We start from the raw sequence: 25180 nt of genomic DNA, 5'->3' as shown, positions 1-25180 counted from the left end.
AGCTAAAGGCATGGCTACGGTCACCATCAGCCCCAAATACCAGATCACCTTGCCCGCCGAGGTTCGGCAGGCCTTGGGTCTCCATCCCGGGGAAAAGCTCCTGGTGGAAGTGGTAGGGGGAGAAATCCGCCTACGCCCCTGGCGCCCACCGGTGCGGCAGCTTTTGCGGGAACTTCTCCAAGCCTATCCCGAGGAAGCCGAGACCGTGGGAAAGACCACGGGGCACGACGCGGTGGGCTATATCCGGAAACTGCGCAAGGGGTGATCAGCCTGGACACCAACATCATCCTCGCTGCCCTGGACCCCCAGGACGCTCAACATGAGAAGGCCGTCTCCCTGCTGGACGAGCTATCCCGGGAGATTCTCTTCATCAGCCCTCCGGTTTACGCTGAACTTCGCGCCGGGCAAGGGTGGTCCCTCATAGGGGCTTTCCTTGAAGGCCTGGGGATCCGCCTGCGGTCTGAGATGCCCCTTCCCGTATGGGAACTGGCGGGCGAGCGCTTTGGCCTTTACGCTCAGAAGAGGCGAAAAACCTCTCTGCCTCGGCGCATCCTGGCGGATTTCCTTGTCGGCTCCCACGCTCTTTACCACGGCCTAAGCCTAGCCACCTTTGACCCTGGCTCCTACCGGCTTGCCTTCCCCGAGCTGGAGGTGGTGCCCTGAAGCCCAAGAGTAAGGTTCTGGTCACCCGTAGGCTTCCTGGCAATGCCTTGGACCGCATCCAGGAGAAAGGTTACCATCTGGAAGTCCACGAGGGGTTTTTCCTCCCCCGGGAGGACCTTCTCAAGAAGGTGGAAGGAGCCATCGGCCTCATCCCCACCGTGGAGGACCGCATCGAGGCCGAGGTGATGGACCGCGCCCCGGAACTAAAGGTCATCGCCTGCTACAGCGTGGGGGTGGACCACGTGGACCTCGAGGCGGCCAAAGCCCGGGGCATCCGGGTAACCCACACCCCCGGGGTCCTCACCGAGGCCACCGCCGACCTCACCCTAGCCCTCCTCCTGGCGGTGGCCAGGCGGGTGGTGGAGGGAGTGGACTATGCCCGAAAAGGCCTTTGGCGGGCCTGGCACCCCGAACTCCTCCTGGGACTGGACCTTCAGGGCGCCACTTTAGGCATCGTGGGCATGGGCCGTATCGGCCAGGCGGTGGCCAAAAGGGCCGAGGCCTTCGGGATGAAGGTGGTCTACCATAGCCGCACCCCTAAGCCCCTGCCTTACCCCTACCTTCCCCTGGAGGAACTCCTGGCCACATCCGACATCGTGAGCCTCCACGTCCCCCTCACCCCGGAAACCCGCCGGCTCATGGACCGCAAGCGGCTCCTCGCCATGAAGCCGGGGGCCATCCTCCTCAACACCGCCCGGGGCGGCCTGGTGGACACCGAAGCCCTGGTGGAGGCCCTGAACGGGCACCTCTTTGGGGCAGGCTTGGACGTCACCGACCCCGAGCCCTTGCCCCCAGGGCATCCCCTTTACACCCTCCTCAACGCCGTCATCACCCCCCACATCGGCTCGGCAGGAAGGCGAACCCGGGAGCGCATGGCGGAAATAGCGGTGGCGAACCTCCTCGCCGTGCTGGAGGGCTGGGAGCCGCCAAACCCGGTAGTATGAGCCCCATGAGCTTCGTCATCGGCCTTCTCGGTGGGGGCTTTGGGGGGCTCGTGGGGCTTGGGGGAGGCACGGTGATGATCCCCCTGATGGTGGGGATTCTCAGGCTTTCCCAGCACAAGGCCCACGGCACCAGCCTGGTGGCGGTCTTCTTCACCGGGCTTATGGGGGCTTTCACCTACGGGCTCCAGGGGTCCTTGAGCCTTAAGGCCGCCTTGTTCTTGGCGGCCACCGCCATCCTCACCGCCCGCCTAGGGGCCCGCTACGCCCACGGCCTGGCGGAAAAGGACCTCAAGCGGGCTTTCGGCCTCTTCCTCCTTTTCGTTTCCCTTTTGCTTCTCCTTAAGCCCTACCTGGCCCCCGTGGGCCTGGTGCGGGGCGAGGTTTGGGAGGACCTCACCCTCCTCCTGGCGGGAGGCCTCACCGGCTTCCTCTCGGGCATGATGGGGGTGGGAGGAGGGACCATCATGGTCCCGGCCATGGTCCTGGTCTTGGGCATGGACCAGCACACCGCCCAGGGCACGAGCCTCCTCGCCATGGTACCCGCCAGCCTGGTGGGGGCCCATACCCACTACCGCCTGGGCAACGTGGATACCCTCCTGACCCCTGGCCTGGTACCTGGGGTGTTCCTAGGTACCTTTTTGGGAGGCGAGGCCGCCCACTTTCTACCCGAGGCCACCTTGCGCCTGGTCTTCGCCATGGTGCTTTTATGGACTTCCTGGCGGTACCTCCGTCCCTCCGGCAGGAGACGGTGACCTTTTGCACTATTCCTCGAGGCCAAGGTGGACTACCGTAAAGGGGAAAGGAGGTGGGCAAATGCAACGCTGGCAGGATTGGGCCAATCTTGTCCTTGGCGTTTGGCTCATCCTTTCCCCGTGGCTTTTGGGCTTTAGCGGCACCCCCGCCGCCATGTGGAACGCGGTCATCGTGGGGGTAGTGGTGGGGCTTATGGCCCTCCTACACCTCCGGGGTGGCCCCATGTGGGAGGAGTGGGTGAACGTGGCCCTGGGCATCTGGCTCATCCTCTCCCCCTGGATCCTGGGGTTTAGCGGCATGGGAAACGCCATGTGGAACGCCCTTATCGTGGGCGTCCTGGTGGGTGTCCTGGCCCTAAGCATCACGCGGGAAAAACCCCGGGCAGCCTGAACTCCGATCCGGTGCTTCAAACCCTCCGCCTTGGATAAACCCTAGGCGGATTGGCCTCTTGCACCACCTGGGGACAGGAGGTAAGGTAAGGTCGGCCTTTAAACCGGTCCCGTGAGGCCGGAAAGGGGGAGAAATGGAGCGATATAAGGACGACCAAGGAAAGGAGCCCGGCGGAGGCTTTGGCCTCCGCCTCTTTTTTGGAGGTGAACCGTGCGCTTTAAGGCCGAGCTTTTAAACGCCGAGGAGATGCGGCGGGCCCTACACCGCATCGCCCACGAGATCGTGGAGGCCAACAAGGGGGTGGAGGGCTTGGCCCTTGTGGGCATCCACACCCGGGGCATTCCCTTAGCCGAACGCATCGCCCGCTACATCCGGGAGTTTGAGGGGAAGGAGGTACCGGTGGGAATGCTGGACATCACCCTTTACCGGGATGACCTTTCCGAGATCGGGATCCGGCCCCAGGTGCGCCAGACCCGGATCCCCTTTGACATCACGGGCAAGGCCCTGGTCCTGGTGGACGATGTGCTCTACACGGGCCGGACCGCCAGGGCTGCCCTAGATGCCCTCATGGACCTAGGCCGGCCCAGGCGCATCTACCTGGCAGTCCTGGTGGACCGGGGGCACCGGGAGCTCCCCATCCGGGCCGACTTCGTGGGCAAGAACGTGCCCACCGCCAGGAGCGAGGTGGTGAAGGTGAGGCTCCAGGAGGTAGACGGGGAGGACCGGGTGGAGCTTTGGGAAAGGGAGGAAGCATGAGGCACCTCCTGGATTTCCAGGGCTGGACTCGAGGGCAAGTGGAAAACATCCTGGACACCGCCAGGGTGATGGCCGAGGTGCTGGAAAGGCCGGTGAAGAAGGTGCCGGCCCTCCAGGGCTTCACCGTGGCCACGGTGTTCTTTGAGCCCTCCACCCGCACCCGCATCTCCTTTGAGCTGGCGGCCAGGCGCATGTCCGCGGATGTGGTGTCCTTCGCCACCCAGGCCAGCAGCCTGCAAAAGGGGGAAAGCTACAAGGACACCCTGCTTACCCTCGAGGCCATGGGCATAGACGCCTATATCATTCGCGCCGACAGCGCCGGGGTCCCTCACCAGGCCGCCCGCTGGGTGAAGGGGGTGGTGGTGAACGGGGGGGATGGCCGCAGAGCCCACCCCACCCAGGCTCTTCTGGACACCTACACCCTCCTGGAGGCCCTGGGAACCCTGGAGGGCAGGAAGATCGCCATCGTGGGGGATATCCTTCACTCCCGTGTAGCCCGCTCCAACGTGGAGCTTCTCCCCCTTCTCGGGGCTGAGGTGTGGGTGGCAGGCCCCCCCACCCTTCTCCCCCAAAGCCTTCCCGGAGCCAGGCTCACCCCCCACCTGGACGAAGCTTTGGCGGAGGCGGATGCGGTTATGGTGCTGAGGCTCCAGAAGGAGCGCATGGAAGCCGGCCTCATCCACCTCCAGGACTACATCGCCCACTACCAGGTGACGGAAGAACGCCTTAGCAAGGCCAAACCCCACGCCCTCCTCCTTCACCCCGGCCCCATGAACCGGGACATTGAGCTGGAAGGCACCCTGGCGGACTCGGAAAGAAGCCTGGTGAACCGCCAGGTGCATAACGGCGTGGCGGTGCGCATGGCGGTGCTTTACCACCTCCTGGTAGGGAGGGAGGGGTAACACATCCCCTTTGAAGGGAGAGGAAAGCATGCTGCTTATCAAGAATGTCACGCTGGTGGACGCCTTAGGGGAACGGGGTCCTGCGGATGTGCTCATCGGGGAAGGCAGGATCCTTAGCCTAAGCGGTGGGGAAGCGGAAAGGATCCTGGACGGGAAGGGCCTCCTCTTGGCCCCCGGCTTCCTGGACCTTCACGCCCACCTCAGGGAACCTGGCCAGGAGGTGAAAGAGGATCTGGCCAGCGGGCTTTTGGCCGCCGTGCGGGGAGGATACGCGGATGTCGTTTCCATGCCCAACACCACACCTCCCGTGGACACCCCGGAGGCCGTGCGGGCCCTGAGGAAGAAGGCCCAGGCCCTGGGGCTTGCCCGGCTCCACCCCGCCGCCGCCCTGACCCAGGGCCAGGAGGGAAAGGCCCTCACGGAAGCCGGGCTCCTTAAGGAGGCCGGTGCCCCCCTGCTCACCGACGACGGCCGCACCAATGAGGATGCCGGGATCTTGGCGGCAGGGCTTCTGCAGGCTTCCGCCTTCGGCCTCCCCGTGGCGGTGCACGCCGAGGATGCCTCCTTGCGCCGGGGTGGAGTCATGAACGATGGCCCCCTGGCCGACTTTTTGGGCCTTCCGGGAAACCCGAGAGAGGCGGAGGCCGCGCGGATTGCCCGGGACCTCGAGGTCCTCCGCTATGCGGTGCGCCGGAGCCCGAAAAGGCCCCACCTCCACATCCAGCACCTCTCCACCAAGCGGGGCCTGGAGCTGGTGCGGGAGGCCAAGAGGGCTGGGCTCCCGGTCACCGCTGAGGCCACGCCTCACCACCTCACCCTCACCGAGGAGGCCCTACGCTCCTTCGACCCCCTCTTCAAGGTGGCCCCACCCCTCCGCACCCAAGAGGACATAGAAGCCCTTCTAGAAGGCCTTCTGGAAGGCACCCTGGACGCCATCGCCACCGACCATGCCCCCCACACCCAGGCGGAGAAGGAGATGGACCTCTTGCGGGCACCTTTTGGGATACCCAGCCTCGAGGTGGCCTTTCCCCTCCTATACACCGAGCTTCACCTGAAGCGGGGCTTCCCCCTAAAGCGCCTGGTGGAACTCTTCACCGACGGTCCCCGAAACATCCTGGGCCTGAAGCCCATCCACCTGGAGGAAGGAGCCGAGGCCAGCCTCGTCCTTCTGGACCCCAAGGAGCGCCCCGTGGAGCCCAGGAACTTCGCCTCCAAGGCCCGGTTTTCCCCTTGGGCAGGGTGGGTCTTAGGGGGGTGGCCGGTTCTCACCCTGGTGGAAGGGCGGGTGGTGTACCAGGCGTTAGAATAAGAGCGTGCTGAAAAAGCTCCTGGAAGCCGATCAGCTGGGCCTGCGTCTGGAATGGGTGGGGGGGCTTCCCCTTTGGGAAGCCCAGCCCACCTACCGGCACCAGAAGGCTGTGGACCGCATTCGCCAAAGCATCCGCCCCAAGGAGGGCTCCTCGTGCCCTTGCATCCACGTGGCCGATGTGTACGTCCGCTTTCCCGACGGCTCCTACAAGCGGCCCGATATCGCCCTCTTTTGCCGGGAACCCGAGGAGCTAGACGAGGCCATTACCCTCCTGCCCGAGGCGGTGGTGGAGGTGGTGAGCCGGGGTTACGAGGCCAAGGATCTGGAAATCGCCCCCCGGTTCTACCTCTCCCAAGGGGTTAAGGACGTGGTAATCTTTGACCCCCATACGCTCCTGGTCCTGCACCTCCGTCAGCATGGAGCCTGGCGGCACGTGTCCCCGGTGGAGCTGGAACTCCTTTGCGGTTGCACCCTCACCGTTTAGGGACCCGAAGCTCCTTCAGGCTTCTCACCCCCTCCGCCTCCATAAGCTTCAGAAGCCCCTTCAGCACCCGGCGGGGGAAAAGGGGGCCCCCGTAGACGAAGCCCGTGTAGACCTGGACCAACCTGGCTCCTAGCTTCAAGCGCTCCCAGACATCCTCAGGACCCTCCACCCCTCCCACGCTCACCAGGGTCAGGCCCTCCACCCCCGAAAGATGCCGCAGCGCCTCTAGGGCCCGTTCCTTCAAGGGCCTCCCCGAAAGCCCTCCAGCTTCCCTGGCCAGGGGGCTTTTGAGGTTTGGGCGCTCCAGGGTTGTGTTCACCGCCACCAGGCCCTCGAGGCCATGCTTCAAGCAAAGCTCCACCGCCTGGTCCAGGGCTTCAAAGGTGAGGTCCGGGGCCACCTTGAGGAGAAGGGGTTTTCGGGTGGCGGGGCGGAGCCGGGAAAGGAGCTCATCCAAAAAGGGACCTTCCTGCAGGGTGCGCAGCCCCGGGGTGTTGGGGGAACTCACGTTGAGGACGAAATAGTCCCCATAAGGCTCCAGGACCTGCAGGGCCCTTAGGTAGTCCTCCGCTGCCCCTTCCAAGGGGGTATCCCAATTCTTGCCCAGGTTCACCCCCACGGGGAAACGAAGCCCCCTTTCCCGAAAGCGCTTAAGCCTCCTGGCCGCCGCCTCCGCCCCCCCGTTGTTGAAGCCCATGCGGTTGATGAGGGCTTGGTCCTCCAGAAGCCGGAAAAGGCGGGGCCTGGGGTTCCCTTCCTGGGGCCTGGGGGTGAGGGTACCCACCTCGGCGAAACCGAAGCCCAGGGCCCACCAGGCCCCCAAAGCCCGGGCATCCTTATCCATCCCCGCCGCCAGGCCCAAGGGGTTGGGAAAGCGAAGGCCAAAGGCCTCCACCTCAAGCCCAGGGTCCTCTACCCGCAGGAAGCGGGCGGGCACTTCCAGGAGGGGCCCTCGTTCCGACCAGAAGGAAAGAAGCCTTAGGGTGAGCTCGTGGGCGGTTTCGGGGTCCAGGGCAAAGAGCAGGTGGTGCATCTTCCCCATCCTAAGGGCTCTTCCGGTAAGATGCGCTCATGAAGAGGGTCCTCTCAGCCATCCTTGGGCTCTCCCTTCTCCTCGCGGCTTGTTCGGTGAGCGTGACCGTGCCTCTTCCAGACCAAAAGGTGACCGTGGCTGCCGTGGGGGATACCTTTGGGCAGGTGATCTATCCGGCACAGGCGATGGAGTTTCCAGGGGTTCGCGTTAAAAACGTGGAGATTTCTGGCACCCTCGAGGCCAACCAGCCCCTCAGGCTCACCCTGGACCTCTATGCCCGTCTGAAGAACCCCGCAGAAGACCGCAGCTGCACCGCCCTCTTGGACTTCGCCACCGTTTACGCCTACGCCTGCCCGGTGGGCCCCGACGACGAGAAGGTGGGCAGCGCCACCTTCACCCTAAGCCAAAGAGCTTCCCTCACCCTGAGGGGTGGGAACCTCACCCGGGGGGTACAGGAGGGTAGGCTCTGGCTGGGTGTGCAGCTGAACCAGACCCTGCCTACAGCCCAAGTGGAGTTCGCTTTCAAGAACCTGAAGGCCACCCTCATCGTAGGCTTCTGACCGCCTCCCTTTGTGCCCCCGGGTGCCTTTGGCCCCGGGGGAACCCTTATCATGGAGGGTAGATGAAGGACGTCTTGCGCCTGGAACTTCCCGTACTTCCCCTGAGGAACACCGTGATCCTCCCCCACACCACCACCGGGGTGGACGTGGGCCGCCCCAAGAGCAAAAGGGCGGTGGAGGAAGCCCTGAACGCCGATCGCTACATCTTCCTGGTCACCCAAAAGGACCCGGAGGTGGACGACCCCACCCCTGAGGACCTCTTTGCGGTGGGAACCTTGGCGGTGGTCAAGCAGGCCATGCGGCTGCCCGACGGCACTCTGCAGGTGATGGTGGAGGCCAGGAACCGGGCCCGCCTGGTCTCCTACGTGGCCGCCCCCTACCTGAGGGCCGTGGGAGAAGTGTTGTCCGAGCCTCCCCTGCAGGACCCAAGCCTCGCCCGGGTCCTGGTGAACGAGGTGCAGGAAGCCTTTGAGCGCTACCTGCAGAACCACAAAACCCTGCGCCTGGACCGCTACCAGCAGGAAGCGGTTAAGAGCACCCTGGACCCCGCCATCCTGGCGGACCTCATCGCCCACCACGCCACCTGGGACCTTCAGGAGAAGCAGGCCCTTCTGGAAACCCCGGAGGTGGAGGAAAGGCTTAAAAAGGTTCTGGCCCTCCTTCTTCGCGATCTAGAGCGCTTTGAGTTGGACAAGAAGATCGCCGCCCGGGTCAAGGAGCAGATGGACCAGAACCAGCGGGAGTACTACCTCCGGGAGCAGATGAAAGCCATCCAGAAGGAGCTCGGGGGCGGGGAGGACTTCTTAAGCGAAATCGAGGAGCTCCGGGAGCGCATCGAGAAAAAGGGCATGCCCGAGGGGGTCAAGGAAAAGGCCCTGAAGGAGCTGAAGCGCCTGGAGCGCATGCAGCCCGGTTCCCCCGAGGCCACCGTGAGCCGCACCTACCTGGACTGGCTCCTGGACGTGCCCTGGACCGAGGCCGACCCCGAGGTGCTGGACATCGCCGTCACCAAGCGGGTGCTGGACGAGGACCACTACGGCCTCAAGGACGTGAAGGAGCGCATCCTGGAGTACTTGGCGGTACGCCAGCTCACCCAGGGCCGCGAGGTGCGGGGCCATGCCCCCATCCTCTGCTTCGTGGGGCCCCCGGGGGTGGGCAAGACCTCCTTGGGCAAGAGCATCGCCCGCAGCATGAACCGCAAATTCCACCGCATCTCCTTGGGCGGGGTGCGGGACGAGGCGGAAATAAGGGGCCACCGCCGCACCTACATCGGGGCCCTTCCCGGCAAGATCATCCAGGGGATGCGGCAGGTGGGGGTGGTGAACCCCGTCTTCCTCCTGGACGAAATAGACAAGCTTGCCTCCGACTGGCGGGGGGACCCGGCCTCGGCCCTTCTGGAGGTCCTGGACCCCGAGCAGAACCACACCTTCACCGACCATTACCTGGATGTTCCCTACGACCTCTCCAAGGTCTTCTTCATCACCACCGCCAACACCCTAAGCACCATTCCCAAGCCCCTTCTGGACCGGATGGAGGTCATTGAGATCCCCGGCTACACCCTGCCGGAGAAGCGCTCAATAGCCCGCCACTTCCGCTGGCCCTTCCAGGTGAAGGAAGCAGGCCTCGAGGGCAAACTGGAGATCACCGACCGGGCCATAGACCGCATCGTGCAGGAGTACACTCGGGAGGCGGGGGTGCGCAACCTGGACCGGGAGCTTTCCAAGGTGGCCCGCAAGGCGGCCAAGGACTACCTGGAAAGCCCTTGGGAGGGGGTGCGGCTGGTGGACGCCCAGGACCTCGAGGCCTACCTGGGCGTGCCCAAGTACCGACCCGACCGGGCGGAGAAGGCCCCCCAGGTGGGGGCCGCCCAGGGCCTGGCCTGGACCCCCTACGGGGGTACCCTCCTCACCATCGAGGCCGTGGCCGTGCCGGGCACGGGCAAGGTGAACCTCACGGGGAACCTGGGCGAGGTGATGAAGGAGTCGGCCCACGCCGCCCTCACCTACCTGCGGGCCCACCGGGAGGAGTGGGGCCTGCCCGAGGGCTTCCACAAGGACCTTGACCTGCACATCCACGTGCCAGAAGGGGCCACCCCCAAGGATGGCCCCTCCGCGGGCATCACCATAGCCACCGCCCTGGCCAGCGCCCTTACGGGCCGCCCCGTGCGCATGGACGTGGCCATGACCGGGGAGGTCACCCTGAGGGGCCGGGTCCTCCCCATCGGCGGGGTAAAGGAAAAGCTCCTTGCCGCCCACCAGGCGGGCATCTACCGGGTGGTCCTGCCCAAGGAGAACGAACCCGAGCTCAAGGAGGTGCCGGAGGAGATCCTCAAGGATCTGGAGATTACCTTCGTGGAGGAGGTGGGCGAGGTACTTCGGCTCCTCCTCTTGCCTCTCACCCCACCGCCCGTAAGCCCAGCCGAACGACCCCAGCCCGGCGCCGGTGCCTAAACCTCCACCAGCTGCCCTAGCGGGGCAAGCACGCGCGTGGTGCCCGAAGCTGGGCGGTAGGCTTTCAGGGTTAGGACCGCCAGGCCCTGCGTGCCTAGGCCCAGGTGGTAGATACCGGGGAGAAGAAAAAACAGATAGTCCAGTGGGTTTTGGGGAAACACCGCCCCCCAGAAGTAGCGCGCCTTAACCTCTGAGGGCAGGAAGTAGACCCCTTTGTCCCCGAAGAACAGGCGGAAGGGAAAGGCCTGGGTGTCTACGCCCATGCCCAGGGGCAAGCGCTGGTAGACCTGCCCCTCCAGGTGCACCACCGCCGGCCCATCCAGCACCAAGGACACCTCCACCGCTTCCCCGTCCCAGGAAACCAGCTCCAGCTCCTCGGGAAGGTCGTCCAAAGCCAAGGGGGAGCCCAGCCCCATCAGCACCTCGGGGAGCGGAAACCCAGTCCGCGGAAAGGTGGGGTCAGCCATGAAGCGGCGCCATCCCACCAAAGACCTGGACCACCTTCCGGGTTCTAGGGGTTGCCCGCTCGCCCAGCGGTGGTAGGCCTCCGCCACCAGATCCCCCACATCCCGGAAAAAGTCCGCTAGGCGCCTATGGAGCCTGAGCCTTTCGCCTGGAGCGGTGCCCGAAGACAGGTAGCGGCGGAACTGGGGTTCCGCCCAGCGGTAGCGCCCCTCCACAAAGAGCAACCACCCCCGACGTTCCAGCTCGCCCACTTGGGCTTCCACCCCCATGGCCTCTGCCATCTCCGGGGGAAAGGGTCCAGGGTGGAGCGACAAGACTTCTAGGGCCCTACGGGCCTCCTCGGGAAGGTGGCGGGCCTCGAGGGCCACCATGGCCCGCACCCGCTGGGGCAAGGCCTCGGGGTCGTCTAGGGCCAGGAGTTCCCTAAGGATCTCGGGACGGCCACCGCTTTCGAGGTAGAAGCGGGCCGCCCGCTCAAAGGGGAGGTTCCGCAAGTACGCCCTCCGCACCTCGCCCCAGCCCAGCCGCGGCACCTGAAGGACCCGGGTGATCTCCGCCGGAAACCGGGTCCGTAGGGCCAGCAGGAACGAGGGGTCCTCGCCAAAGGCGCTACGGGCCACTACCAGGACTTGGCCCGGGGTAGGGCGGAGCCTGAGCGCCTCTTCCTTGCTGGGGAGGGGATCGCTCAGGTAAAAGACCCCGGAGCTGCTTCCTAGCCCATCCCGGAAAGGAAGGCCCAGGCGTTCAGCCAGGGACCGTGCCAGGGCCCTACGGCCGGACCCCGGCGGTCCTACCAGCACCACCAGGGCCGGAGGGCGCACCTCCTTGAGCCTTTCCGGAATCGGTAAAGCTTCCTTGGGAACCGCCAGGCGCGCCCTAACCCCCTGCAGCCACCCGGTGAACTCGGGGGAGAGGTCCTCGAGGCCCTCCATTACCTCATTTGCCCCAGGGGTCTGGTCCAGCTCCACCCCGGGGGGAAGCTCCAAGACCCTGCCTCTAAAGGCCTCCCTTCCGAAAAACCCCCGGAGGTGGGTGAGCTCCACCCGGAGGTTTTGCGAGGCGGCCCCATGGCCCCAAAGGAGGTCGGCCAGCTTCTCCCGGCGGGTGGGCCCCTCGAGGGCTAGGTAGTAAAGGATACCCAAGGCCTTGCGCCGCACGGGGAGGGGTCCCAGGGGCCCCTCCGCCTGGGCAGGGCCGTAAAGGGGAAGCCGCACCTTCCTTGCCATCCAGGCCTCCGTTAAGGAAAACGTTAAGAGGATGTTAAAGGCATGAGCCCGTCTTGCTTTCAGTTTAACGCTTCCCCATGAAAAATCTGTCAAAAGGGCGGATCCTTAGTTCACGAGGCTTTAACGATGCTCCTGCTAGGGTGCTCGTGGAAAGGAGGTGGGACGGTGAGGCTTGGGATGGTAGGCTTGGCGTTCGCCCTGCCCCTTTTGTTGGGAGCAGTAGGCCCCCAAGCCTCCGTGTGGCTGGAAGTGAGGATTCCTGAGCGCGCAGCCCTCATCCTGGAGCCCCCAGCGGTAGGGGGAAGGGTGGCGGGCCCCCTGTGGGTGGGTAGAGGGGGTGGGGGAAACCCCAACCAGCCCCCTTACTGTCCCCGGAACCCCCGCGACCCCACCCTCTGCCTGCGGGATCCGGTGGTGGTCTTTGACCTCCGGTGCGCCACCCTAGGCCCTGTGCCTCCCCACTGCACAGGGTTTTACGGTGGGAATGGCCGCTTCCTGGACGAGGACGGACGGCCCTACCCCCCCCTCCTCCTGGACGGGGAAGGTCGGGTGGTCCCCGGGTCCAAGCGCTTCCCCCAGTACTTCACCCACCCCTCCATGCGCCTGCACGTCTTCACCCAAAGGCGGCACTGGGCGCTTTCCGCGGCCTTTGAAACCGAACCCGCCAGTCCGGAAGGACGGGTACTGGACGCCAGCCACTTCGCCATGCACTCCATCCTCACGGGACGGGGTGGCGTTCCGCCCACCCCCCATTGGAAGTGCCTGGCCTACCACCCGGACTGGGACCGCCCCCCCTCCCACATCTGCCCGGCCCCTCCCGGCCCGGATGGCGGGGTGCTCCTGGAGGAGGTCACCGACCACCCCGGCGGCTGGCAGTCCGTCACCCTGGGCATCAAGCTCCGGCTGGACGGCTCCGAGGCCCCAGGAGAGTACGAGGGCTGGCTGGTCTACACCCTTACGCTCCTATAAAGGCTTTCCGGCATGAGGCTTTTTTAGGCGGTTCGAGGATGGTTAGGAGGAGACCATGAGGAAGTGGTGGATCGCGGCTTTGACCTTGGCCCTGGCGGTGGGCTACGCCCAGGTGAACTTCCCCTCGGAAGGCGACCTGGACGGAAATGTGGAAGAGCTCTGGGATGAAAACCACGTCCAGGCGGCGGTGAAGGAGAAGGTGAAGGTCATCATCCCGCCCCGCTACGCCCTGCATCTCACCGAGGACGAGTGGAATCTCAACCTGAATAACCCCCCTGCAGCACCGGGGCCCTACGTCTTTTATCCCCAAAACCCCCGGCCCCCCGCGGAAGGGTGCTACCTGGTGCCCAAGGCGGTGAAGACCCGCCAGGATCTCATCAACTACACACTGAGCGGTGGCGTCTTCCGTCCCATCGGCACCTACCCTGCGGCCAAGGACTACAACGGTGATGGAAAGCTCTCAGATGACGAAAAAGGCACGCTCATCTGCGTGAACCACAAGGTTCTGCAGAAGTTCTCCAACGACCCCGATGGCTGGCAGCTCAGCGTGTCCGTGACGGGAACCCCGACCAGCGGCTTCGGCTACTTCGGCTTGGCGGACCTTATCAACTACGTGCCCATGGGTGGGTTTTCCACCGACAGCCTGCCCTATGGCCCCCACGTGGTGGCCCAGGACCCTGGCCCTACAGGCGGCTGGCTGGACGACCTGATCGTGGAGGGCTTCTGGTTTGACGGCTCTGAGCTGGACGGCACCTACACCATCGACGTCACCTTCACCCTGGCAGGTCTCTAAGGAGGTGAGCCATGCGGAAGCTCGCTTTGCTGATGGTTAGCCTGCTCCTCGGCCTGGCTTTGGCCAGTGGTGGGGAGGAGTGGAACGTGGGGGACCAGCAGGCCAGCGTCACCGAGCGCATCAATCTCACCATCCCCCAGCGGGTGGCCCTGCACCTCACTGAGGACGAGTGGATCGTGGACCTGACTAACCCCCTTCCCGGGCAGAACGGGGAGGGGTGCTACCTGGTGCCCAAGGGGTATGGGGGCACCTTGGAACAGGCCATTCAAGACGCCCTGGCAGGGGTGTTTGCCCCCATCGGCACCTACCCCGCCATCAAGGACCTGAACGGCAACGGCGTGATCGACCCAGGCGAGAAAGGCACCCTCATCTGCCTCAACCAGAAGGTGTTGCAGAAGTTCTGCAACAACGGGGACGGCTGCGAGCTGGACCTCAAGGTGACCCGGACCATGGGTGGGCCCACCTACGGCCAGGGTGGGGTAGTGGACAAGGCTCCCGACCTCAACCACTCCAAGTTCGTTCAGTTCAACGGCCAGGACACGGGTCAGCCCCTCGAGCTCCTGAAGGTGCTAAACAAGCGCCTCCCCGGCTGGTTGGACGACATCATCATTGAGGCCTTCTGGTTCGACGGCTCCGAGGTGGCAGGCATCTACCAGTTCAACTTCCTCTTCCAGCTGGCAGCCCTCTAAGGCCTAAGGGCCGCCCCCGGGGTTCCGGGGGCGGCCTTTTACCCGCTAGAATCCAGTTATGAGAAAAACCCTTCCCCTGCTCGCCCTACTCCTGGCTACGACCCAAGCCCAGACCGGGGTGGGTGTAAGCCCTCCCCGGGCCCTCTACCCCGCCACCCCCGGTGCTAGCCTCACGGGAAGCATCGTGGTGGACCACCCGGGGCGAAGCGGCACCCTGCGGGTGGAGGTGGTGTTGCAGGACGTCCTCCTCCAGGCGGACGGCAGGCCCCTCTACTTGGACCCCGGAAGCCATCCCCGCTCCCTCACCCGTTGGCTTTCCGTGAGCCCTCTCACCTTCCTCCTCCAGCCCCAGGCCACCCAGGAGGTGCGCTACACGGTACAGGTGCCCCCTGGGGCCCAGTCCGGCACCCACTGGGGCATCGTCTTCTTTGAGTCCGCCCCAGCGGGTGGCCGGCAGGAGGGTGGGGGCCTGGGCATCCGGGTGAAGACCCGGGTGGGGCACGTGGTCTACGTGGAGGTGGGCCAGGTGACCCGTTCCGGGCGCATCCAGGGCTTCCGCTACCTGCCGCAGGGCCAGGAAGGTCCCGCCCAGATACGCCTCTCCTTCCAGAACACCGGTACCGGCCTCCTGCGCCTCCAGGGGAGGGTGGAGGTGCGGGACTTGCAGGGCCGGCCTGTGGCCCGGGCGGAGGTGCCGGAGACCGCCAGCCTTCCCGGGGCCACCCACGAGCTTCCCGCCCCCCTGGACAAGCCCCTCTCCCCGGGGCGCTACCTGGTGCTGGCGGTTCTGGACTACGGGAGCCCGAGCCTCATTGCCGGGGAAGGGCGGATTGAGGTGAGGTGATGCGAAGCCTAGTGTTCCTTTTCCTCCTCGGCACGGCCCTGGCCCAGGTGCCCATCGGGGTAAACCTGCCCGAGGGAGCAAGCCTCTCCCTGAGTGCGGAGGGGGTGGTCTTTGACCTGGCCCAAGGAAACTACCCTCCCCCCAGCTTCCCCTTCGCCTACGGCCCCACCTCTCCTTCCGGTCCCCTCACCCTGCGGCTTTTCACCAACCTGCAAGGGGGCTTCGCCGTGGAGGTGGAGGCCACGCCCCTCCTGGCGGAAGGTGGTGCGGAGATCCCTCCAGGTCAGGTGGAGTACCGCTTAAACGGAGGCCCCTGGATTCCCTTGGGCCCCAAGGTGGTCCTCCTCACGGGAAGCGGACCCACCCCGGGCTACCAGAGCTACGTGCTGGAGTTCCGGCTGGTGCTCACGGGACGGGAGGTGCCTGGCGTATACCGGGGTAGCCTCCTTTTCACCCTGAGCCGGCTTTAGGCCATGCGGGCCCTGGCCCTTCTCCTCCTTTTGGGCTTTGGGGTGGCCCTCGAGGCCCCCGAGGTCCTGGAAGCCCAGCAAGGAGGCTTCCTAAGCGTGCCCGTGCGGGGGGAAGGGGAAGTGGTGGCGGTGGAAGTGCCCAAAGGACTCGTCCTCCTCTCGCAAGAGGTCGTAGGGGAAGGGGTACTGAACTTCCTGGTGGGACCGGAGGCCCTGGCGGGGGAACACCCTTTGGTGCTTAAGGATAGCCGGGAGACCCGCACGGTGCGGGTGCGCATCCTGGTACGGGCAGGAGTGGAGCTGAGGGTTCCCCCTGGCGGCGAGGGCGTAGAAGGGGAAAGCCTGAGCTACACCTTGAGCGTACGCAACACGGGCAACGCCGTGGACCGGGTGCGCCTCGAGGTGCGAAGCCTTCTTCCCTACCGGCTTTCCCAGGAGGTTCTGGAACTGGCCCCGGGGGAGGCCAAGGAGGTGAGCCTGGAGCTACGCCTCGTGGGCCGCAACCGGGACACGGCCACGATCTTTGCCCGCTCGAGCCTGGATCCCAAGGCGTGGGCCTACGGGGTCATAGAAACCGTCATCCAGCCCTTCGCTGGGGCAGAAAAACTCTCCCGGCAGGCCCTGCTCTACCGCTTTGGCCTCACCACCCGGTATAGCCGGGAAGGACTTGGGTATAATCTGGCCTTTTCCCTGGGCGGAGCCCTTTCCGACTACGTGCGGTTGAGTTCTAGCCTGGGCCTGAAGGCCGAAGGGCTTGCGGGGGAAGCTTTTCTCTTCGGAGAAGGCTTCTCCTTAGGCTTTCGTGCCTACCCCGGGGTCTACCGCTTGGAAGGGGGGCTCGGACCCTTCCAAGGCTACGCCGCCTGGGCTGGGGGCGGGCTGAGCTTGGGCGGAATCTACGAAGAAGGTCCCTTGCGGCTAGCCACCCACCTGAATGGCCTGGGTCAGCGCTTCAGTCTGGGCTATGCCTTCCGGGAGGGGGGGCTCACCCTGATGCCCTACGGGGTGGTCCAACGCCGGGCCGACCCCGAGGCGGTGCGGGCTGGGGGGGGCCTCGAGGTGAAGCTGGAAAACCAGGAGCTGAGCTTTGCCGGGCGCCTGGAGTACCTGGAGGGCCTAAGGCTGCGCCTGGGTGGAGCCAGCCGCAGCCAAGATCCCTTGGGCCTCAAGGGGGAGCTGGCTTACGAAGGGGGAACCTGGCAAGGTTCGTCCACCCTTAGCCAACGCCTGGACGAGGCCACCACCCATAGCCTCACCTTCCGTCTAGCCACCACCTATGGCCTCCTCTATACCCTGGCCTACCGCCCCCTGGGGGAACCCTTCTCCCTAAGCGGCACGATAGGGACCCAAGGGGGGTTGGTCCTGGGCCTGGCCGCCCGGTACCGAGAAGGGGGTCTGGAGCTTGGGGGAACCCTGGGGCGGAATCCCATGGGGCCCTACCTGGGCCTCTACGCCACCTATAAGGAACGGGACTATGCCCTCCAGCTGGGCTATAGTGCCACCGACACCCGTAGGCTTCTCCTCCTAGCCCAAGGGGCTTTTCCTCCTCTGGAGGGGGGAGTGGGGTTGGGATACGACCTGGACCAAAAGCGGCTCGAGGGCAACTTCGGCATAGCCTATCGGGAAGGGCCTTGGGGCTTGGGCCTCCAGGGCCGGTACACGGGAAATGGGTTCCTGGTGACAGCTCTGGGTACCTTGGAGGTCAAGGGGGGGGTTGACACCCCTGAGGCGGTGGTCCAGGTCTTCGGCGGCCGGGCCACGGGGAATGTGGAAGGGATTGTCTTCCACGACCGGAACCGGGACGGGGTAAAGGCCTTGGACGAACCTCCTTTGCCCGGGGCTAAGGTGCGGGTGGGAAGCCTGGAAGCCGTGGCGGACCAGGAAGGTCGTTACCGGTTGGAGCTCTACCCCGGAACTTATCCGTTGGCAGTGGGGGGTCTCGAGGCCAGCCTGGCCCTGCGACGCCGGGTGGAGGTACGGGTGGAGCGTGGGAAGACCCTGCCCCTGGACCTTCCCGTGGAAACGGTGGTGGGTCTCATGGGGCAGGTCTACCTGGACGAGAACCGGAACGGCGCCAAGGACGAAGGGGAGCCTCCCTTGCCCTACGCCCGTGTCCTGGTCCGGGGAACGGAGTCTCGCATCGCTGTAGCCGACGGGAGGGGGGTCTTCGTGGTGGGCAGCCTGCTCCCCGGAAACTACACCCTGGGTCTGGACCCGGCCAGCCTGGACAAGTTGCAAGAGCCTGGGGAGCCAGTTTCCCTGGCCCTGGAACCCGGACCCCTGCCCCAGGTCCTCCTGGCCGCCAGGCCGGTGGTGCGGGAAGTCGTGCGCACGCTCACTGAGGAAACTCTGGCGGTGGTCCTGAAGCCCCTGCCCACGGTCCTGCCCCCTGGGGCGGAGCTCTTCCTCGAGGCCCGGGTCCAGGGTAGTCCAGAACGGGTCTGGGCTGAGCTGGGTGGGCGCACCTTGGCCTTGAAGCCCATGGGAGAGGGCATCCACGGGGGCTATCTCCCGGTGGAGGGGCAGGGGACCTTGGAAGTTAAGGTGGTGGCCGAGCGCCAAGGAGAGCGGAGTGAAACCACTGCCCTCCTCACCGTGCGCCCTGGCCCCCTGGCCACCCTCCTCGCCATCCCCGCCCTCCTGGACCCGGGAGAAGAGGTGCGCCTCGAGGCCCGCCTCCTCCGCCGGGCAAGCCGGGTGGAGGTGCGGCTAGGCCCTCTGATCGTCCCCTTGGAGAAGGTGGACGACTTCACCTACCGGGGCACCCTCCTGGCCCCTAAGACCCCGGGAGCCTACGAGCTGGAACTCTACCTAGATGGGAGCCAGGTTCACACCGCCCGCATCCGGGTGCGGGACTAGGGAAGTTCCTCCTTGCGGTTGGCGTTCAGGAAGACCTGGGCGCCGAAGCGCTCCACCACCTCCTCCGCTGGGATATAGGTGGCCCCCAACACCTCCATCACCCGCCTCAGGAGGAAATCCCCTTCACGGATCTGCCGCTCCACCTGGGGAAGGCAGTCCTTGTGGTAGAAGGCCATGAGGGGCTCGAGGTGGCCTTCTGGGTTGTAGGCCACCACCACCGGGTGAGGGGAGGCCAGGGCGTGCTCATAGAGAAAAGCCCAGTATTCCGGCCTCAGAAAGGGCAGGTCCGTGGCCGCCACCGCCACCCAGGGGTAGCGGGCGTGAAAGAGGGCGGAGTGCAGGCCGGAAAGGCTATCCGCCCCCGGAAGCAGGTCGGGATACACGGGCACGCCAAAGCCAGGATAGGGCCGGCTGGCCACGATGAACCGCTCCCCCGCCTCCTGGAGGCTATCCAAAACCCACTGGATCAGGGGCTTTCCCCGATAGGGGTAAAGGGCCTTGTCCTCCCCGAACCTGCGGGAAAGCCCCCCGGCGATCACCGCCCCCGAGTACATGCCTACCATCCTAAGGCCGAAAGGAGCCTTTCTCCCAGCCACGGGGCATAAAGAAACCCCGTGGAGCCGAGGCCGGTAAGGGCAAAGCCCCCCTCCACAGGGAAGAGGTAGGGAATGCCCCTCCCAGGGGGCTCCATGCCCCCAGGCAGGGTAGGGCCATCCAGCCGGAAGCGCATTCCCCGCCAGGCCGAGGCCACCTTTGGCCGGTAGCCCAAAAGGGCTTCCGCCCCCTGGAGGAGCCACTCCGCCTCCCCTTCCGTGGGGGGCGGGGCCTCTGGGGTGCCCTGGTGGGGCAGGTAGCTTCCCCCAAGGACGCTTCCCGCCAGGTAGACCCGGTAGCTGATGGCCCGGGGAAAATAGTCCAAGAGGGTGAGCACCAGCCCCGGGATATACCGGCCCGGAAGACCCAAAAGATGAGCCCCCTGCCCTCCTCCCGCATAGACCAGCACCTCCCCCCGGACTCTTCCCCCGCCCTCCAGGGCCAAATAGGGGGGCTCCCAGGCCAAAACCCGGGCCCTCTGGAGGGAAAGCCCTTCCGCAAGCCTCTCCAGAAGGGGTCTGGGCTCCAGCCAAAAGGCCTCTTCCAAAAGGACCCCCTCTCCTTCCCAGGAATGCTTTAGCCCCCCAAGTCGGGCCGCCACCTTTTCCCTCTCCCCTTTCGGCACCGGGCGATAGACGCCCAGGTGCAGGGACACGAAGCGGCTGTAAAAGCGAAGGGCCGCCTCGAGGGCCTCCTCTCCCTTTCTCGCCAGGGTAAAGCGCTTCCCCCGCAAGGGGTTCACCAGGGCCACGGGTACCCGGCTTGCCTCCCCCAAGCTCTGGGCCACCACCCGTACCCTAAGGCCCCTTTCCTTGAGAAGCCAGGCGGCGGTAAGCCCCGCCACCCCGGCTCCCAGGACCACCGCCTCGGCTTCCTCCACCTTCCTCATCCCGTGCTGGGGTCAGAAGCGAAAGCCTTCCCCCTCCCTCCGGCACAACCCCCTGGCCGCCAGGCCCTCCAAAAGAGCCCGGGCCTCGGCCTCCGGCAGAAAGGGGCTGAGGTCTCCAGGGCGCAAGACCCCCCCCTTCCGCCAGGCCTCCCTCATGGCCAGGCGCTCCAAGGCTGCCCGCGAAGGCCCCCTGGCCAAAAGCCTTCCCTGCCAGCGGAATAGAACCAGATACAGAAGATAGGCAAGAAAGGCTGCCAGGACAAGCCCCCAAAGGGCGAAGCGAGAAGCCGCATAAACAAGGAGGAAAAGGGCCAAGGCGCCGCTAAAGGGCAGGAAGAGCTGGCGCATGGTGCCCCCTCAGGCCACGGGCAAGGGGATGGGTGCAGGCTCCCTGGCCCCCACCACCTCCCCAAAGAGCAGGTGCGGGGTAGCCTGCTTGATCTCCACCTGGTAGAGCCCCGGGGTGGGAGCCTGGTGGGCGGGAACCAGCACCGGATGGTTCCCGCGGTCGTGCCCTTGCACGTACCCTTCCTCCTTGGCCACCCCCCGCACCAGAACCTCCACGGTCTTCCCCACCCACCCCAGGTTGCGGCGGTAGCTCCACTCCTTCTGCTTTTCAATAAGGCGCTGGAGCCTTTCCACTTTCACCTCGCGGGGCAGGTCCTGAAAGTGCTTGTAGGCGGGGGTACCGGGCCGAGGAGAGTAGATGAACATGTAGGCTTGGTCGTAGCCCACCTCGTCGTAGAGGGAGAGGGTTTCCTGGAAGTCCTCCTCCGTCTCCCCGGGGAAGCCCACGATGATGTCCGTGGAAAGGACGGCGTCCGGCAGGATCTCGCGGATCCTCCTGATCCGTTCCAGGTACTGCGCCCGCCGGTACTCCCGGGCCATGCGCCTAAGCACCCGGTCCGAGCCAGACTGCACCGGCAGGTGGATGTACCGGGTGATGGTAGGGGTCTCGGCGATGGCCTCGAGGATGTCGTCGGTGAAGTTCACGGGGTGGCTGGTGAGGAAGCGCACCCTAGGGATGCCCATCTGCCCCACCATCCTCAGGAGCTCGGCGAAGGAGGGGAAGCCCGGCTGGTCCTTGCCGTAGGAGTTCACGTTCTGCCCGAGGAGGGTCACCTCCACCACCCCGGCCTTCTTCAGGGTTTCGATCTCCTGCAGGATCAGGTCCGGGTGGCGGGAAACCTCAGGGCCCCGGGTGGTGGGGACGATGCAGTAGGTGCAGTGGTGGTTGCACCCCCGGATGATGGTCACGTGGGCGGAAAGGGCCCCCTTGGGAGGCGGGGGGATGTAGTCCAAAAGATCTTCCTTGAAGGTGAGGTCCCAGAAGCGCTGGTTACCCTTCAAGGCCTCGGGCAAGGAGGTGAGGGCCCCGGGGCCCAGGAGAACATCCACCCCAAACTTCCGGGCCATCTGCTGACCCTCGTCCAGCTGGGCCAGGCAGCCCATGAGCCCGATGAGAAGCCCGCGCCTCTCCTTCTCCTTCCGAAGCTGACCAAGAAGGGAGCGCACCTTCTCCACGGGCTTCCCGCGGACCGCACAGGTGTTCACCAGGACGAAGTCCGCCTCCTCCACCGAATCCACCAGCTCCCATCCCAGGCTCACCAGCTCGCTTTGCACCAGGTGGGAGTCGTACTCGTTCATCTGGCATCCGAAGGTAATGATGTACGCGCGCATAAACCTCCTGGGGCGGCCGGGGGGATCCCGGGCCCCGTGGTTTCCAGTGTAGCAACCTCGAGACCCTCAAGGCCAACCTCCGTCCCGGGATTCCTCAGCCTCGAGCCCCCCAAAAGGCCACACCCCCCGGTAGCGTGGCCGGGGGGTGAAGCTTTGCGTCCTGGTGCTGGTGGCGGCGGTGGGACTCGAACCCACGACACCACGATTATGAGTCGTGTGCTCTGACCACCTGAGCTACGCCGCCACGGGCGCACCAGGCAATCCCCATCTTAGGGGAGGCCCCCCAAGCGGTCAAGGTTCAAACCCGATGTGATCCATGAAGCCGGGGAGGATCTCTTCGGCGAAAAGGTCCAAGAAGGCCCTTACCGCCCCTAAGCTCACCCCTCCCGTGAGGTCCAGGTCCGATTCCACCCACACGGTTCCCTCCTCGTCCAAAAAGGCCCGGCTAAAGCGGCGGTCCCGGTTCCAGGCGTTCACGGCCTCGAGGTCCGGCACCTCGTCCAGGGTGAATCCGGCGCTTAGGGTCAGGACCCCGCACCGCCCCTCCTGGCAGTAGTCCAGGTAGAGCCAGACCTTAGTCAAGCCAGCCATCTCCAGACGGAACTCCTGGGCATCCGTCTTTTCGTAGGCAAAACCCGCCTGCTTGAGAATCCCTTCCACCTCGGCCGGGGTCAAGCCCTTGACCAGGGCCTGCCCCAAGGCCAATCCCCAAAACAACAATCCCGCCAGCCATATCCTCATAAAACCCCTTTTCCGTCCCGGTGGGCCCGTAGGCTACCTTGCAGGACACCCCTAGCCTACACGATCCCCTTCTCCTTCAGGAAACGCCCCTGCCGGAAGCGATCCAAGCGGAACGGGGTTATGTCCAGGCTCCTCGCCTCCCCATGGACCACCTCCTCCGCCATGAGCCTCCCCACCATGGCCGCCTGCTGCACCCCGTGGCCAGAGAAGCCCGCCGCCACCAGAAGCCCCTCCTCCACAAAACCCAGGATGGGGTTGGCGTCCGGGGTCATCTCGTAGTAGCCCCACCAGCTGGCCCTCCGGTCCAGGGCAAGCCCTTCCAGAAAGGGAAACCGGGAAAGGCCCGCCTCGAGGGTGGGCCCAAGCCAGCCCCAGTCCATGCCCTCGGAAAACCCGGGGGGCTCCTGCGGGTTGGAGCGGCCCAGGAGCACCCTGGGGCCTTCCGAGCGCAGGTAGAAACCCGTGGCCAGGTCGATGGTGAGGGGGAAGGCGTGGGGAAAAGGAGTGGGCGCCGTGGCATAGACCATGCGCCGTACGGGGTAGATAGGGATCTCCAGGCCAAGCCTTTCCCCCACCTCCCCCGTCCAGGCCCCGGTGCAGAGCAAAAGAAAAGGGGCTTCGTACCGCCCTCCTGGGGTCTCTACCCGCCAGACCCCTCCTTCCCGGCGGGCGGAACGCAGGGCCTCGGAAAAGCGCACCTCCGCCCCGAGCCGCCTGGCCTCCCTAAGGTAGTAGGCGGTAACCCCATGGGGGTCAATCACCCCATCCATGGGGCCATAGGTGGCGTAGGCCAGGACCTCCTCCCGGAAGGGGATGAGGGAACGGGCCTCCCCGAGGGAGAGCTTCTCCACAGGCACCCCCAGGGCCCGCTGGGTGGCCAAGGCTTCATCCTGGGCTTCCCTCAAAGCCTCGGGTACCAGGAAGAGGTAGCCGATGGGCCGGTAGGCAGCCTCGGGGATGTTCTGGTATTCCAGGATGGAATGGTAGGAAAGAAGCACGTTCAAGGGCTCAGAGAACTGCACCCTGACCCCGGCAGCGCTCCTTCCTGTGGACCCTTGAGCAAAGGCGGCCTCCTTCTCCAGGACCAAGACCTTTAGCCCCGTTTCCGCCAAGCGGAAGGCCGAGGCTGCCCCCACGATCCCCGCCCCCACCACCAGGACATCCGGCCTCATGGGTGTAGTGTAAACTTGGGGCGAAGGGCCGGAAGGCCCCCAAGGAGGTGGGGAATGTCCCTGATCACCACGGAAAGCGGGAAGAAGATGTACCTGACCCCCGAGGGAAAAAAGCTCATCACCGTGATCCCCGGGGATGGGATCGGCCCCGAGTGCGTGGAGGCCACCCTCAAGGTCCTAGAGGCGGCCAAAGCCCCCCTGGAGTACGAGGTGCGAGAAGCGGGGGCCGCGGTCTTCCGGCGAGGCCTGGAGTCCGGGGTGCCCCCCGAGACCATCGAATCGGTGCGCAAAACCCGGGTGGTCCTCAAGGGCCCCCTGGAGACCCCGGTAGGCTATGGGGAGAAGAGCGCCAACGTGACCCTGCGCAAGCTCTTCGAAACCTACGCCAACGTCCGCCCGGTGCGGGAGTTCCCCAATGTCCCCACCCCCTATTCTGGCCGGGGGATCGACCTGGTGGTGGTGCGGGAGAACGTGGAGGACCTCTACGCGGCCATCGAGCACATGCAGACCCCGGGAGTGGCTCAGACTCTGAAGCTCATCTCCCGCAAAGGGGCAGAGAAGATCCTGCGCTTCGCCTTTGAGCTGGCCCGCTCCGAGGGGCGCAGGAAGGTCCACTGCGCCACCAAGTCCAACATCATGAAGTTCACCGAGGGCACCATGAAGCGGGTCTTCGAGGAGGTGGCGCGGGAGTACCCGGACATCGAAGCCCACCACATCATCGTGGACAACACCGCCCACCAGCTGGTGAAGCGCCCCGAGCAGTTCGAGGTGATTGTCACCACCAACATGAACGGGGACATCCTCTCCGACCTCACCTCGGGGCTCATCGGGGGCCTGGGCTTCGCCCCCTCGGCCAACATCGGCCACGAGGTGGCCATCTTCGAGGCGGTCCACGGCTCCGCCCCCAAGTACGCGGGTAAGAACGTCATCAACCCCACCGCGGTCCTGCTCTCCGCGGTGATGATGCTCCGCTACCTGGAGGAGTTCGCCGTCGCCGACCTCATCGAGAACGCCATCCTCTACACCCTCGAGGAGGGCAAGGTCCTCACCGGGGACGTGGTGGGCTACGACCGGGGAGCCAAGACCACGGAGTACGCCGAGGCCATCATCGCCAACCTGGGCCAACGGCCCAAGACCGCCAAGGTGCGGGACTACCGGCCCATCCGCCTGCCCCCCTACACCCCGGACCCGGTGGCGGTGCGACCCAAGAGCCGCCGGGTGGTGGGGGTGGACGTCTTCGTGGAGAGCGAGCTCTACCCCGAGCCCCTGGGCCACCTCCTGGAGGAGCTCGCCCAAGGCCTCCCCTTCCGCCTCAAGATGATCTCCAACCGCGGCACCCAGGTCTACCCCCCCACCGGGGGGCTCACCGACCTGGTGGATCACCACCGCTGCCGCTTCCTCTACACCGGGGAAGGGGAACCCAGCGACGGGGAGATCCTGGAGCTGGTGGGCCGGGTGGGCTCCCAACTTCGCTGGATGCACCTGGAAAAGCTCCAGGAGTTTGACGGGGAGCCCGGTTTCACCAAGGCCCAAGGGGAAAACTGA

At 65.5% G+C, this 25180-nt stretch carries 26 protein-coding genes and 1 tRNA gene; 18 read left to right on the top strand and 9 right to left on the bottom strand.

Features of this window, described 5'->3' with window-relative positions:
* Positions 1-10: 10 nt before the first annotated feature.
* The 9 genes from C2847_RS00675 to C2847_RS00635 all read left to right on the top strand — a co-directional run bounded on the left by C2847_RS00675 (position 11) and on the right by C2847_RS00635 (position 6201).
* Positions 11-265: an AbrB/MazE/SpoVT family DNA-binding domain-containing protein gene (locus tag C2847_RS00675; RefSeq protein ID WP_105316562.1), complete on the top strand. Its 255-nt coding sequence runs from the start codon at positions 11-13 to the stop codon at positions 263-265.
* Positions 262-663 (top strand): type II toxin-antitoxin system VapC family toxin, encoded by a 402-nt coding sequence (locus tag C2847_RS00670; RefSeq protein WP_105316561.1) that lies wholly within the window; start codon positions 262-264, stop codon positions 661-663. Before C2847_RS00675 ends, C2847_RS00670 begins: the two co-directional genes overlap by 4 nt.
* On the top strand, positions 660-1607 hold the full coding sequence (locus C2847_RS00665) for a 2-hydroxyacid dehydrogenase (protein ID WP_105316560.1): 948 nt from the start codon (positions 660-662) through the stop codon (positions 1605-1607). Before C2847_RS00670 ends, C2847_RS00665 begins: the two co-directional genes overlap by 4 nt.
* Positions 1608-1612: 5 nt before the next feature.
* Entirely contained in the window at positions 1613-2359 is a 747-nt protein-coding gene (locus tag C2847_RS00660) for a sulfite exporter TauE/SafE family protein (RefSeq protein WP_105316587.1), read from the top strand.
* A gap of 61 nt (positions 2360-2420) precedes the next feature.
* Entirely contained in the window at positions 2421-2750 is a 330-nt protein-coding gene (locus C2847_RS00655) for an SPW repeat protein (protein WP_105316559.1), read from the top strand.
* A gap of 210 nt (positions 2751-2960) precedes the next feature.
* Entirely contained in the window at positions 2961-3506 is a 546-nt protein-coding gene (gene pyrR, locus C2847_RS00650) for a bifunctional pyr operon transcriptional regulator/uracil phosphoribosyltransferase PyrR (RefSeq protein ID WP_105316558.1), read from the top strand.
* On the top strand, positions 3503-4408 hold the full coding sequence (locus tag C2847_RS00645) for an aspartate carbamoyltransferase catalytic subunit (protein WP_105316557.1): 906 nt from the start codon (positions 3503-3505) through the stop codon (positions 4406-4408). The genes pyrR and C2847_RS00645 overlap by 4 nt, the downstream gene beginning before the upstream one ends.
* Positions 4409-4436: 28 nt before the next feature.
* Positions 4437-5717: a dihydroorotase gene (locus tag C2847_RS00640; RefSeq protein ID WP_105316586.1), complete on the top strand. Its 1281-nt coding sequence runs from the start codon at positions 4437-4439 to the stop codon at positions 5715-5717.
* A gap of 4 nt (positions 5718-5721) precedes the next feature.
* On the top strand, positions 5722-6201 hold the full coding sequence (locus tag C2847_RS00635; protein WP_105316556.1) for a Uma2 family endonuclease: 480 nt from the start codon (positions 5722-5724) through the stop codon (positions 6199-6201).
* Here C2847_RS00635 and C2847_RS00630 read toward each other — a convergent pair.
* On the bottom strand, positions 6191-7234 hold the full coding sequence (locus C2847_RS00630; protein ID WP_105316555.1) for a quinone-dependent dihydroorotate dehydrogenase: 1044 nt from the start codon (positions 7232-7234) through the stop codon (positions 6191-6193). The two genes, C2847_RS00635 and C2847_RS00630, sit on opposite strands and share 11 nt — an antisense overlap.
* A 38-nt stretch (positions 7235-7272) precedes the next feature.
* Between C2847_RS00630 and C2847_RS00625 the strand changes: the two genes are divergently transcribed.
* Both C2847_RS00625 and lon read left to right on the top strand, forming a co-directional pair.
* Positions 7273-7794, top strand: a complete 522-nt coding sequence (locus C2847_RS00625; RefSeq protein ID WP_105316554.1) for a hypothetical protein — start codon at positions 7273-7275, stop codon at positions 7792-7794.
* A 62-nt stretch (positions 7795-7856) separates the two neighbouring features.
* Positions 7857-10244, top strand: a complete 2388-nt coding sequence (gene lon, locus C2847_RS00620; RefSeq protein WP_105316553.1) for an endopeptidase La — start codon at positions 7857-7859, stop codon at positions 10242-10244.
* Here lon and C2847_RS00615 read toward each other — a convergent pair.
* On the bottom strand, positions 10241-11935 hold the full coding sequence (locus tag C2847_RS00615) for a hypothetical protein (protein WP_105316552.1): 1695 nt from the start codon (positions 11933-11935) through the stop codon (positions 10241-10243). The genes lon and C2847_RS00615 overlap by 4 nt on opposite strands.
* 177 nt (positions 11936-12112) lie before the next feature.
* Here C2847_RS00615 and C2847_RS00610 point away from each other — a divergent pair, with 177 nt between their 5' ends.
* The 6 genes from C2847_RS00610 to C2847_RS00585 are packed head-to-tail and all read left to right on the top strand — an operon-like array spanning position 12113 to position 18559.
* Entirely contained in the window at positions 12113-12904 is a 792-nt protein-coding gene (locus C2847_RS00610) for a hypothetical protein (protein ID WP_164835592.1), read from the top strand.
* 55 nt (positions 12905-12959) lie between these two features.
* Positions 12960-13697: a hypothetical protein gene (locus tag C2847_RS00605; protein ID WP_105316550.1), complete on the top strand. Its 738-nt coding sequence runs from the start codon at positions 12960-12962 to the stop codon at positions 13695-13697.
* 11 nt (positions 13698-13708) lie between these two features.
* Positions 13709-14386, top strand: coding sequence for a hypothetical protein (locus C2847_RS00600; protein ID WP_105316549.1), 678 nt, complete (start codon positions 13709-13711; stop codon positions 14384-14386).
* 58 nt (positions 14387-14444) lie between these two features.
* Entirely contained in the window at positions 14445-15230 is a 786-nt protein-coding gene (locus C2847_RS00595; protein WP_105316548.1) for a P pilus assembly protein, chaperone PapD, read from the top strand.
* Entirely contained in the window at positions 15230-15700 is a 471-nt protein-coding gene (locus C2847_RS00590) for a hypothetical protein (protein ID WP_105316547.1), read from the top strand. Before C2847_RS00595 ends, C2847_RS00590 begins: the two co-directional genes overlap by 1 nt.
* 3 nt (positions 15701-15703) lie before the next feature.
* Positions 15704-18559 carry a hypothetical protein gene (locus C2847_RS00585; protein WP_105316546.1) on the top strand — a complete coding sequence of 952 codons (2856 nt, stop codon included), beginning with the start codon at positions 15704-15706 and terminating at the stop codon, positions 18557-18559.
* On the opposite strand, the gene C2847_RS00580 is transcribed toward C2847_RS00585, so the two are convergent.
* The 7 genes from C2847_RS00580 to C2847_RS00550 all read right to left on the bottom strand — a co-directional run bounded on the left by C2847_RS00580 (position 18556) and on the right by C2847_RS00550 (position 23635).
* Positions 18556-19113 carry a molybdenum cofactor guanylyltransferase gene (locus C2847_RS00580; protein ID WP_105316545.1) on the bottom strand — a complete coding sequence of 186 codons (558 nt, stop codon included), beginning with the start codon at positions 19111-19113 and terminating at the stop codon, positions 18556-18558. The genes C2847_RS00585 and C2847_RS00580 overlap by 4 nt on opposite strands.
* 2 nt (positions 19114-19115) lie before the next feature.
* Positions 19116-20042: an NAD(P)/FAD-dependent oxidoreductase gene (locus tag C2847_RS00575; protein WP_105316544.1), complete on the bottom strand. Its 927-nt coding sequence runs from the start codon at positions 20040-20042 to the stop codon at positions 19116-19118.
* A 12-nt stretch (positions 20043-20054) separates the two neighbouring features.
* Positions 20055-20390 (bottom strand): hypothetical protein, encoded by a 336-nt coding sequence (locus tag C2847_RS00570; protein ID WP_105316543.1) that lies wholly within the window; start codon positions 20388-20390, stop codon positions 20055-20057.
* Between the two features lie 9 nt (positions 20391-20399).
* Positions 20400-21722: a tRNA (N6-isopentenyl adenosine(37)-C2)-methylthiotransferase MiaB gene (gene miaB, locus C2847_RS00565; protein WP_105316542.1), complete on the bottom strand. Its 1323-nt coding sequence runs from the start codon at positions 21720-21722 to the stop codon at positions 20400-20402.
* A 167-nt stretch (positions 21723-21889) separates the two neighbouring features.
* Positions 21890-21966 (bottom strand) — tRNA-Met (locus tag C2847_RS00560).
* A gap of 47 nt (positions 21967-22013) precedes the next feature.
* Positions 22014-22463: a YbjN domain-containing protein gene (locus tag C2847_RS00555; protein ID WP_105316541.1), complete on the bottom strand. Its 450-nt coding sequence runs from the start codon at positions 22461-22463 to the stop codon at positions 22014-22016.
* Positions 22464-22519: 56 nt separating this feature from the next.
* Positions 22520-23635, bottom strand: a complete 1116-nt coding sequence (locus tag C2847_RS00550) for an NAD(P)/FAD-dependent oxidoreductase (RefSeq protein ID WP_105316540.1) — start codon at positions 23633-23635, stop codon at positions 22520-22522.
* Between the two features lie 54 nt (positions 23636-23689).
* On the opposite strand from C2847_RS00550, the gene C2847_RS00545 reads away from it, so the two are divergent.
* Positions 23690-25180: an NADP-dependent isocitrate dehydrogenase gene (locus C2847_RS00545; protein WP_105316539.1), complete on the top strand. Its 1491-nt coding sequence runs from the start codon at positions 23690-23692 to the stop codon at positions 25178-25180.

This window comes from Thermus tenuipuniceus (genome assembly GCF_002964845.1).
Lineage (GTDB): Bacteria > Deinococcota > Deinococci > Deinococcales > Thermaceae > Thermus > Thermus tenuipuniceus.
Note: the sequence above shows the minus strand (reverse complement) of the source record. Positions and strands in the feature narration are given on the sequence as shown.

What these genes read in the sequence shown, in the direction of transcription:
- C2847_RS00675 (WP_105316562.1), top strand. Translation starts at nt 11, where the DNA reads ATGGCTACGGTCACCATCAGCCCCAAATACCAGATCACCTTGCCCGCC.
- C2847_RS00660 (WP_105316587.1), top strand. Translation starts at nt 1,613, where the DNA reads ATGAGCTTCGTCATCGGCCTTCTCGGTGGGGGCTTTGGGGGGCTCGTG.
- C2847_RS00655 (WP_105316559.1), top strand. Translation starts at nt 2,421, where the DNA reads ATGCAACGCTGGCAGGATTGGGCCAATCTTGTCCTTGGCGTTTGGCTC.
- C2847_RS00645 (WP_105316557.1), top strand. Translation starts at nt 3,503, where the DNA reads ATGAGGCACCTCCTGGATTTCCAGGGCTGGACTCGAGGGCAAGTGGAA.
- C2847_RS00640 (WP_105316586.1), top strand. Translation starts at nt 4,437, where the DNA reads ATGCTGCTTATCAAGAATGTCACGCTGGTGGACGCCTTAGGGGAACGG.
- C2847_RS00630 (WP_105316555.1), bottom strand. Translation starts at nt 7,234, where the DNA reads ATGCACCACCTGCTCTTTGCCCTGGACCCCGAAACCGCCCACGAGCTC.
- C2847_RS00625 (WP_105316554.1), top strand. Translation starts at nt 7,273, where the DNA reads ATGAAGAGGGTCCTCTCAGCCATCCTTGGGCTCTCCCTTCTCCTCGCG.
- lon (WP_105316553.1), top strand. Translation starts at nt 7,857, where the DNA reads ATGAAGGACGTCTTGCGCCTGGAACTTCCCGTACTTCCCCTGAGGAAC.
- C2847_RS00615 (WP_105316552.1), bottom strand. Translation starts at nt 11,935, where the DNA reads ATGGCAAGGAAGGTGCGGCTTCCCCTTTACGGCCCTGCCCAGGCGGAG.
- C2847_RS00610 (WP_164835592.1), top strand. Translation starts at nt 12,113, where the DNA reads ATGGTAGGCTTGGCGTTCGCCCTGCCCCTTTTGTTGGGAGCAGTAGGC.
- C2847_RS00605 (WP_105316550.1), top strand. Translation starts at nt 12,960, where the DNA reads ATGAGGAAGTGGTGGATCGCGGCTTTGACCTTGGCCCTGGCGGTGGGC.
- C2847_RS00600 (WP_105316549.1), top strand. Translation starts at nt 13,709, where the DNA reads ATGCGGAAGCTCGCTTTGCTGATGGTTAGCCTGCTCCTCGGCCTGGCT.
- C2847_RS00595 (WP_105316548.1), top strand. Translation starts at nt 14,445, where the DNA reads ATGAGAAAAACCCTTCCCCTGCTCGCCCTACTCCTGGCTACGACCCAA.
- C2847_RS00590 (WP_105316547.1), top strand. Translation starts at nt 15,230, where the DNA reads ATGCGAAGCCTAGTGTTCCTTTTCCTCCTCGGCACGGCCCTGGCCCAG.
- C2847_RS00585 (WP_105316546.1), top strand. Translation starts at nt 15,704, where the DNA reads ATGCGGGCCCTGGCCCTTCTCCTCCTTTTGGGCTTTGGGGTGGCCCTC.
- C2847_RS00580 (WP_105316545.1), bottom strand. Translation starts at nt 19,113, where the DNA reads ATGTACTCGGGGGCGGTGATCGCCGGGGGGCTTTCCCGCAGGTTCGGG.
- C2847_RS00575 (WP_105316544.1), bottom strand. Translation starts at nt 20,042, where the DNA reads ATGAGGAAGGTGGAGGAAGCCGAGGCGGTGGTCCTGGGAGCCGGGGTG.
- C2847_RS00570 (WP_105316543.1), bottom strand. Translation starts at nt 20,390, where the DNA reads ATGCGCCAGCTCTTCCTGCCCTTTAGCGGCGCCTTGGCCCTTTTCCTC.
- miaB (WP_105316542.1), bottom strand. Translation starts at nt 21,722, where the DNA reads ATGCGCGCGTACATCATTACCTTCGGATGCCAGATGAACGAGTACGAC.
- C2847_RS00555 (WP_105316541.1), bottom strand. Translation starts at nt 22,463, where the DNA reads ATGAGGATATGGCTGGCGGGATTGTTGTTTTGGGGATTGGCCTTGGGG.
- C2847_RS00550 (WP_105316540.1), bottom strand. Translation starts at nt 23,635, where the DNA reads ATGAGGCCGGATGTCCTGGTGGTGGGGGCGGGGATCGTGGGGGCAGCC.
- C2847_RS00545 (WP_105316539.1), top strand. Translation starts at nt 23,690, where the DNA reads ATGTCCCTGATCACCACGGAAAGCGGGAAGAAGATGTACCTGACCCCC.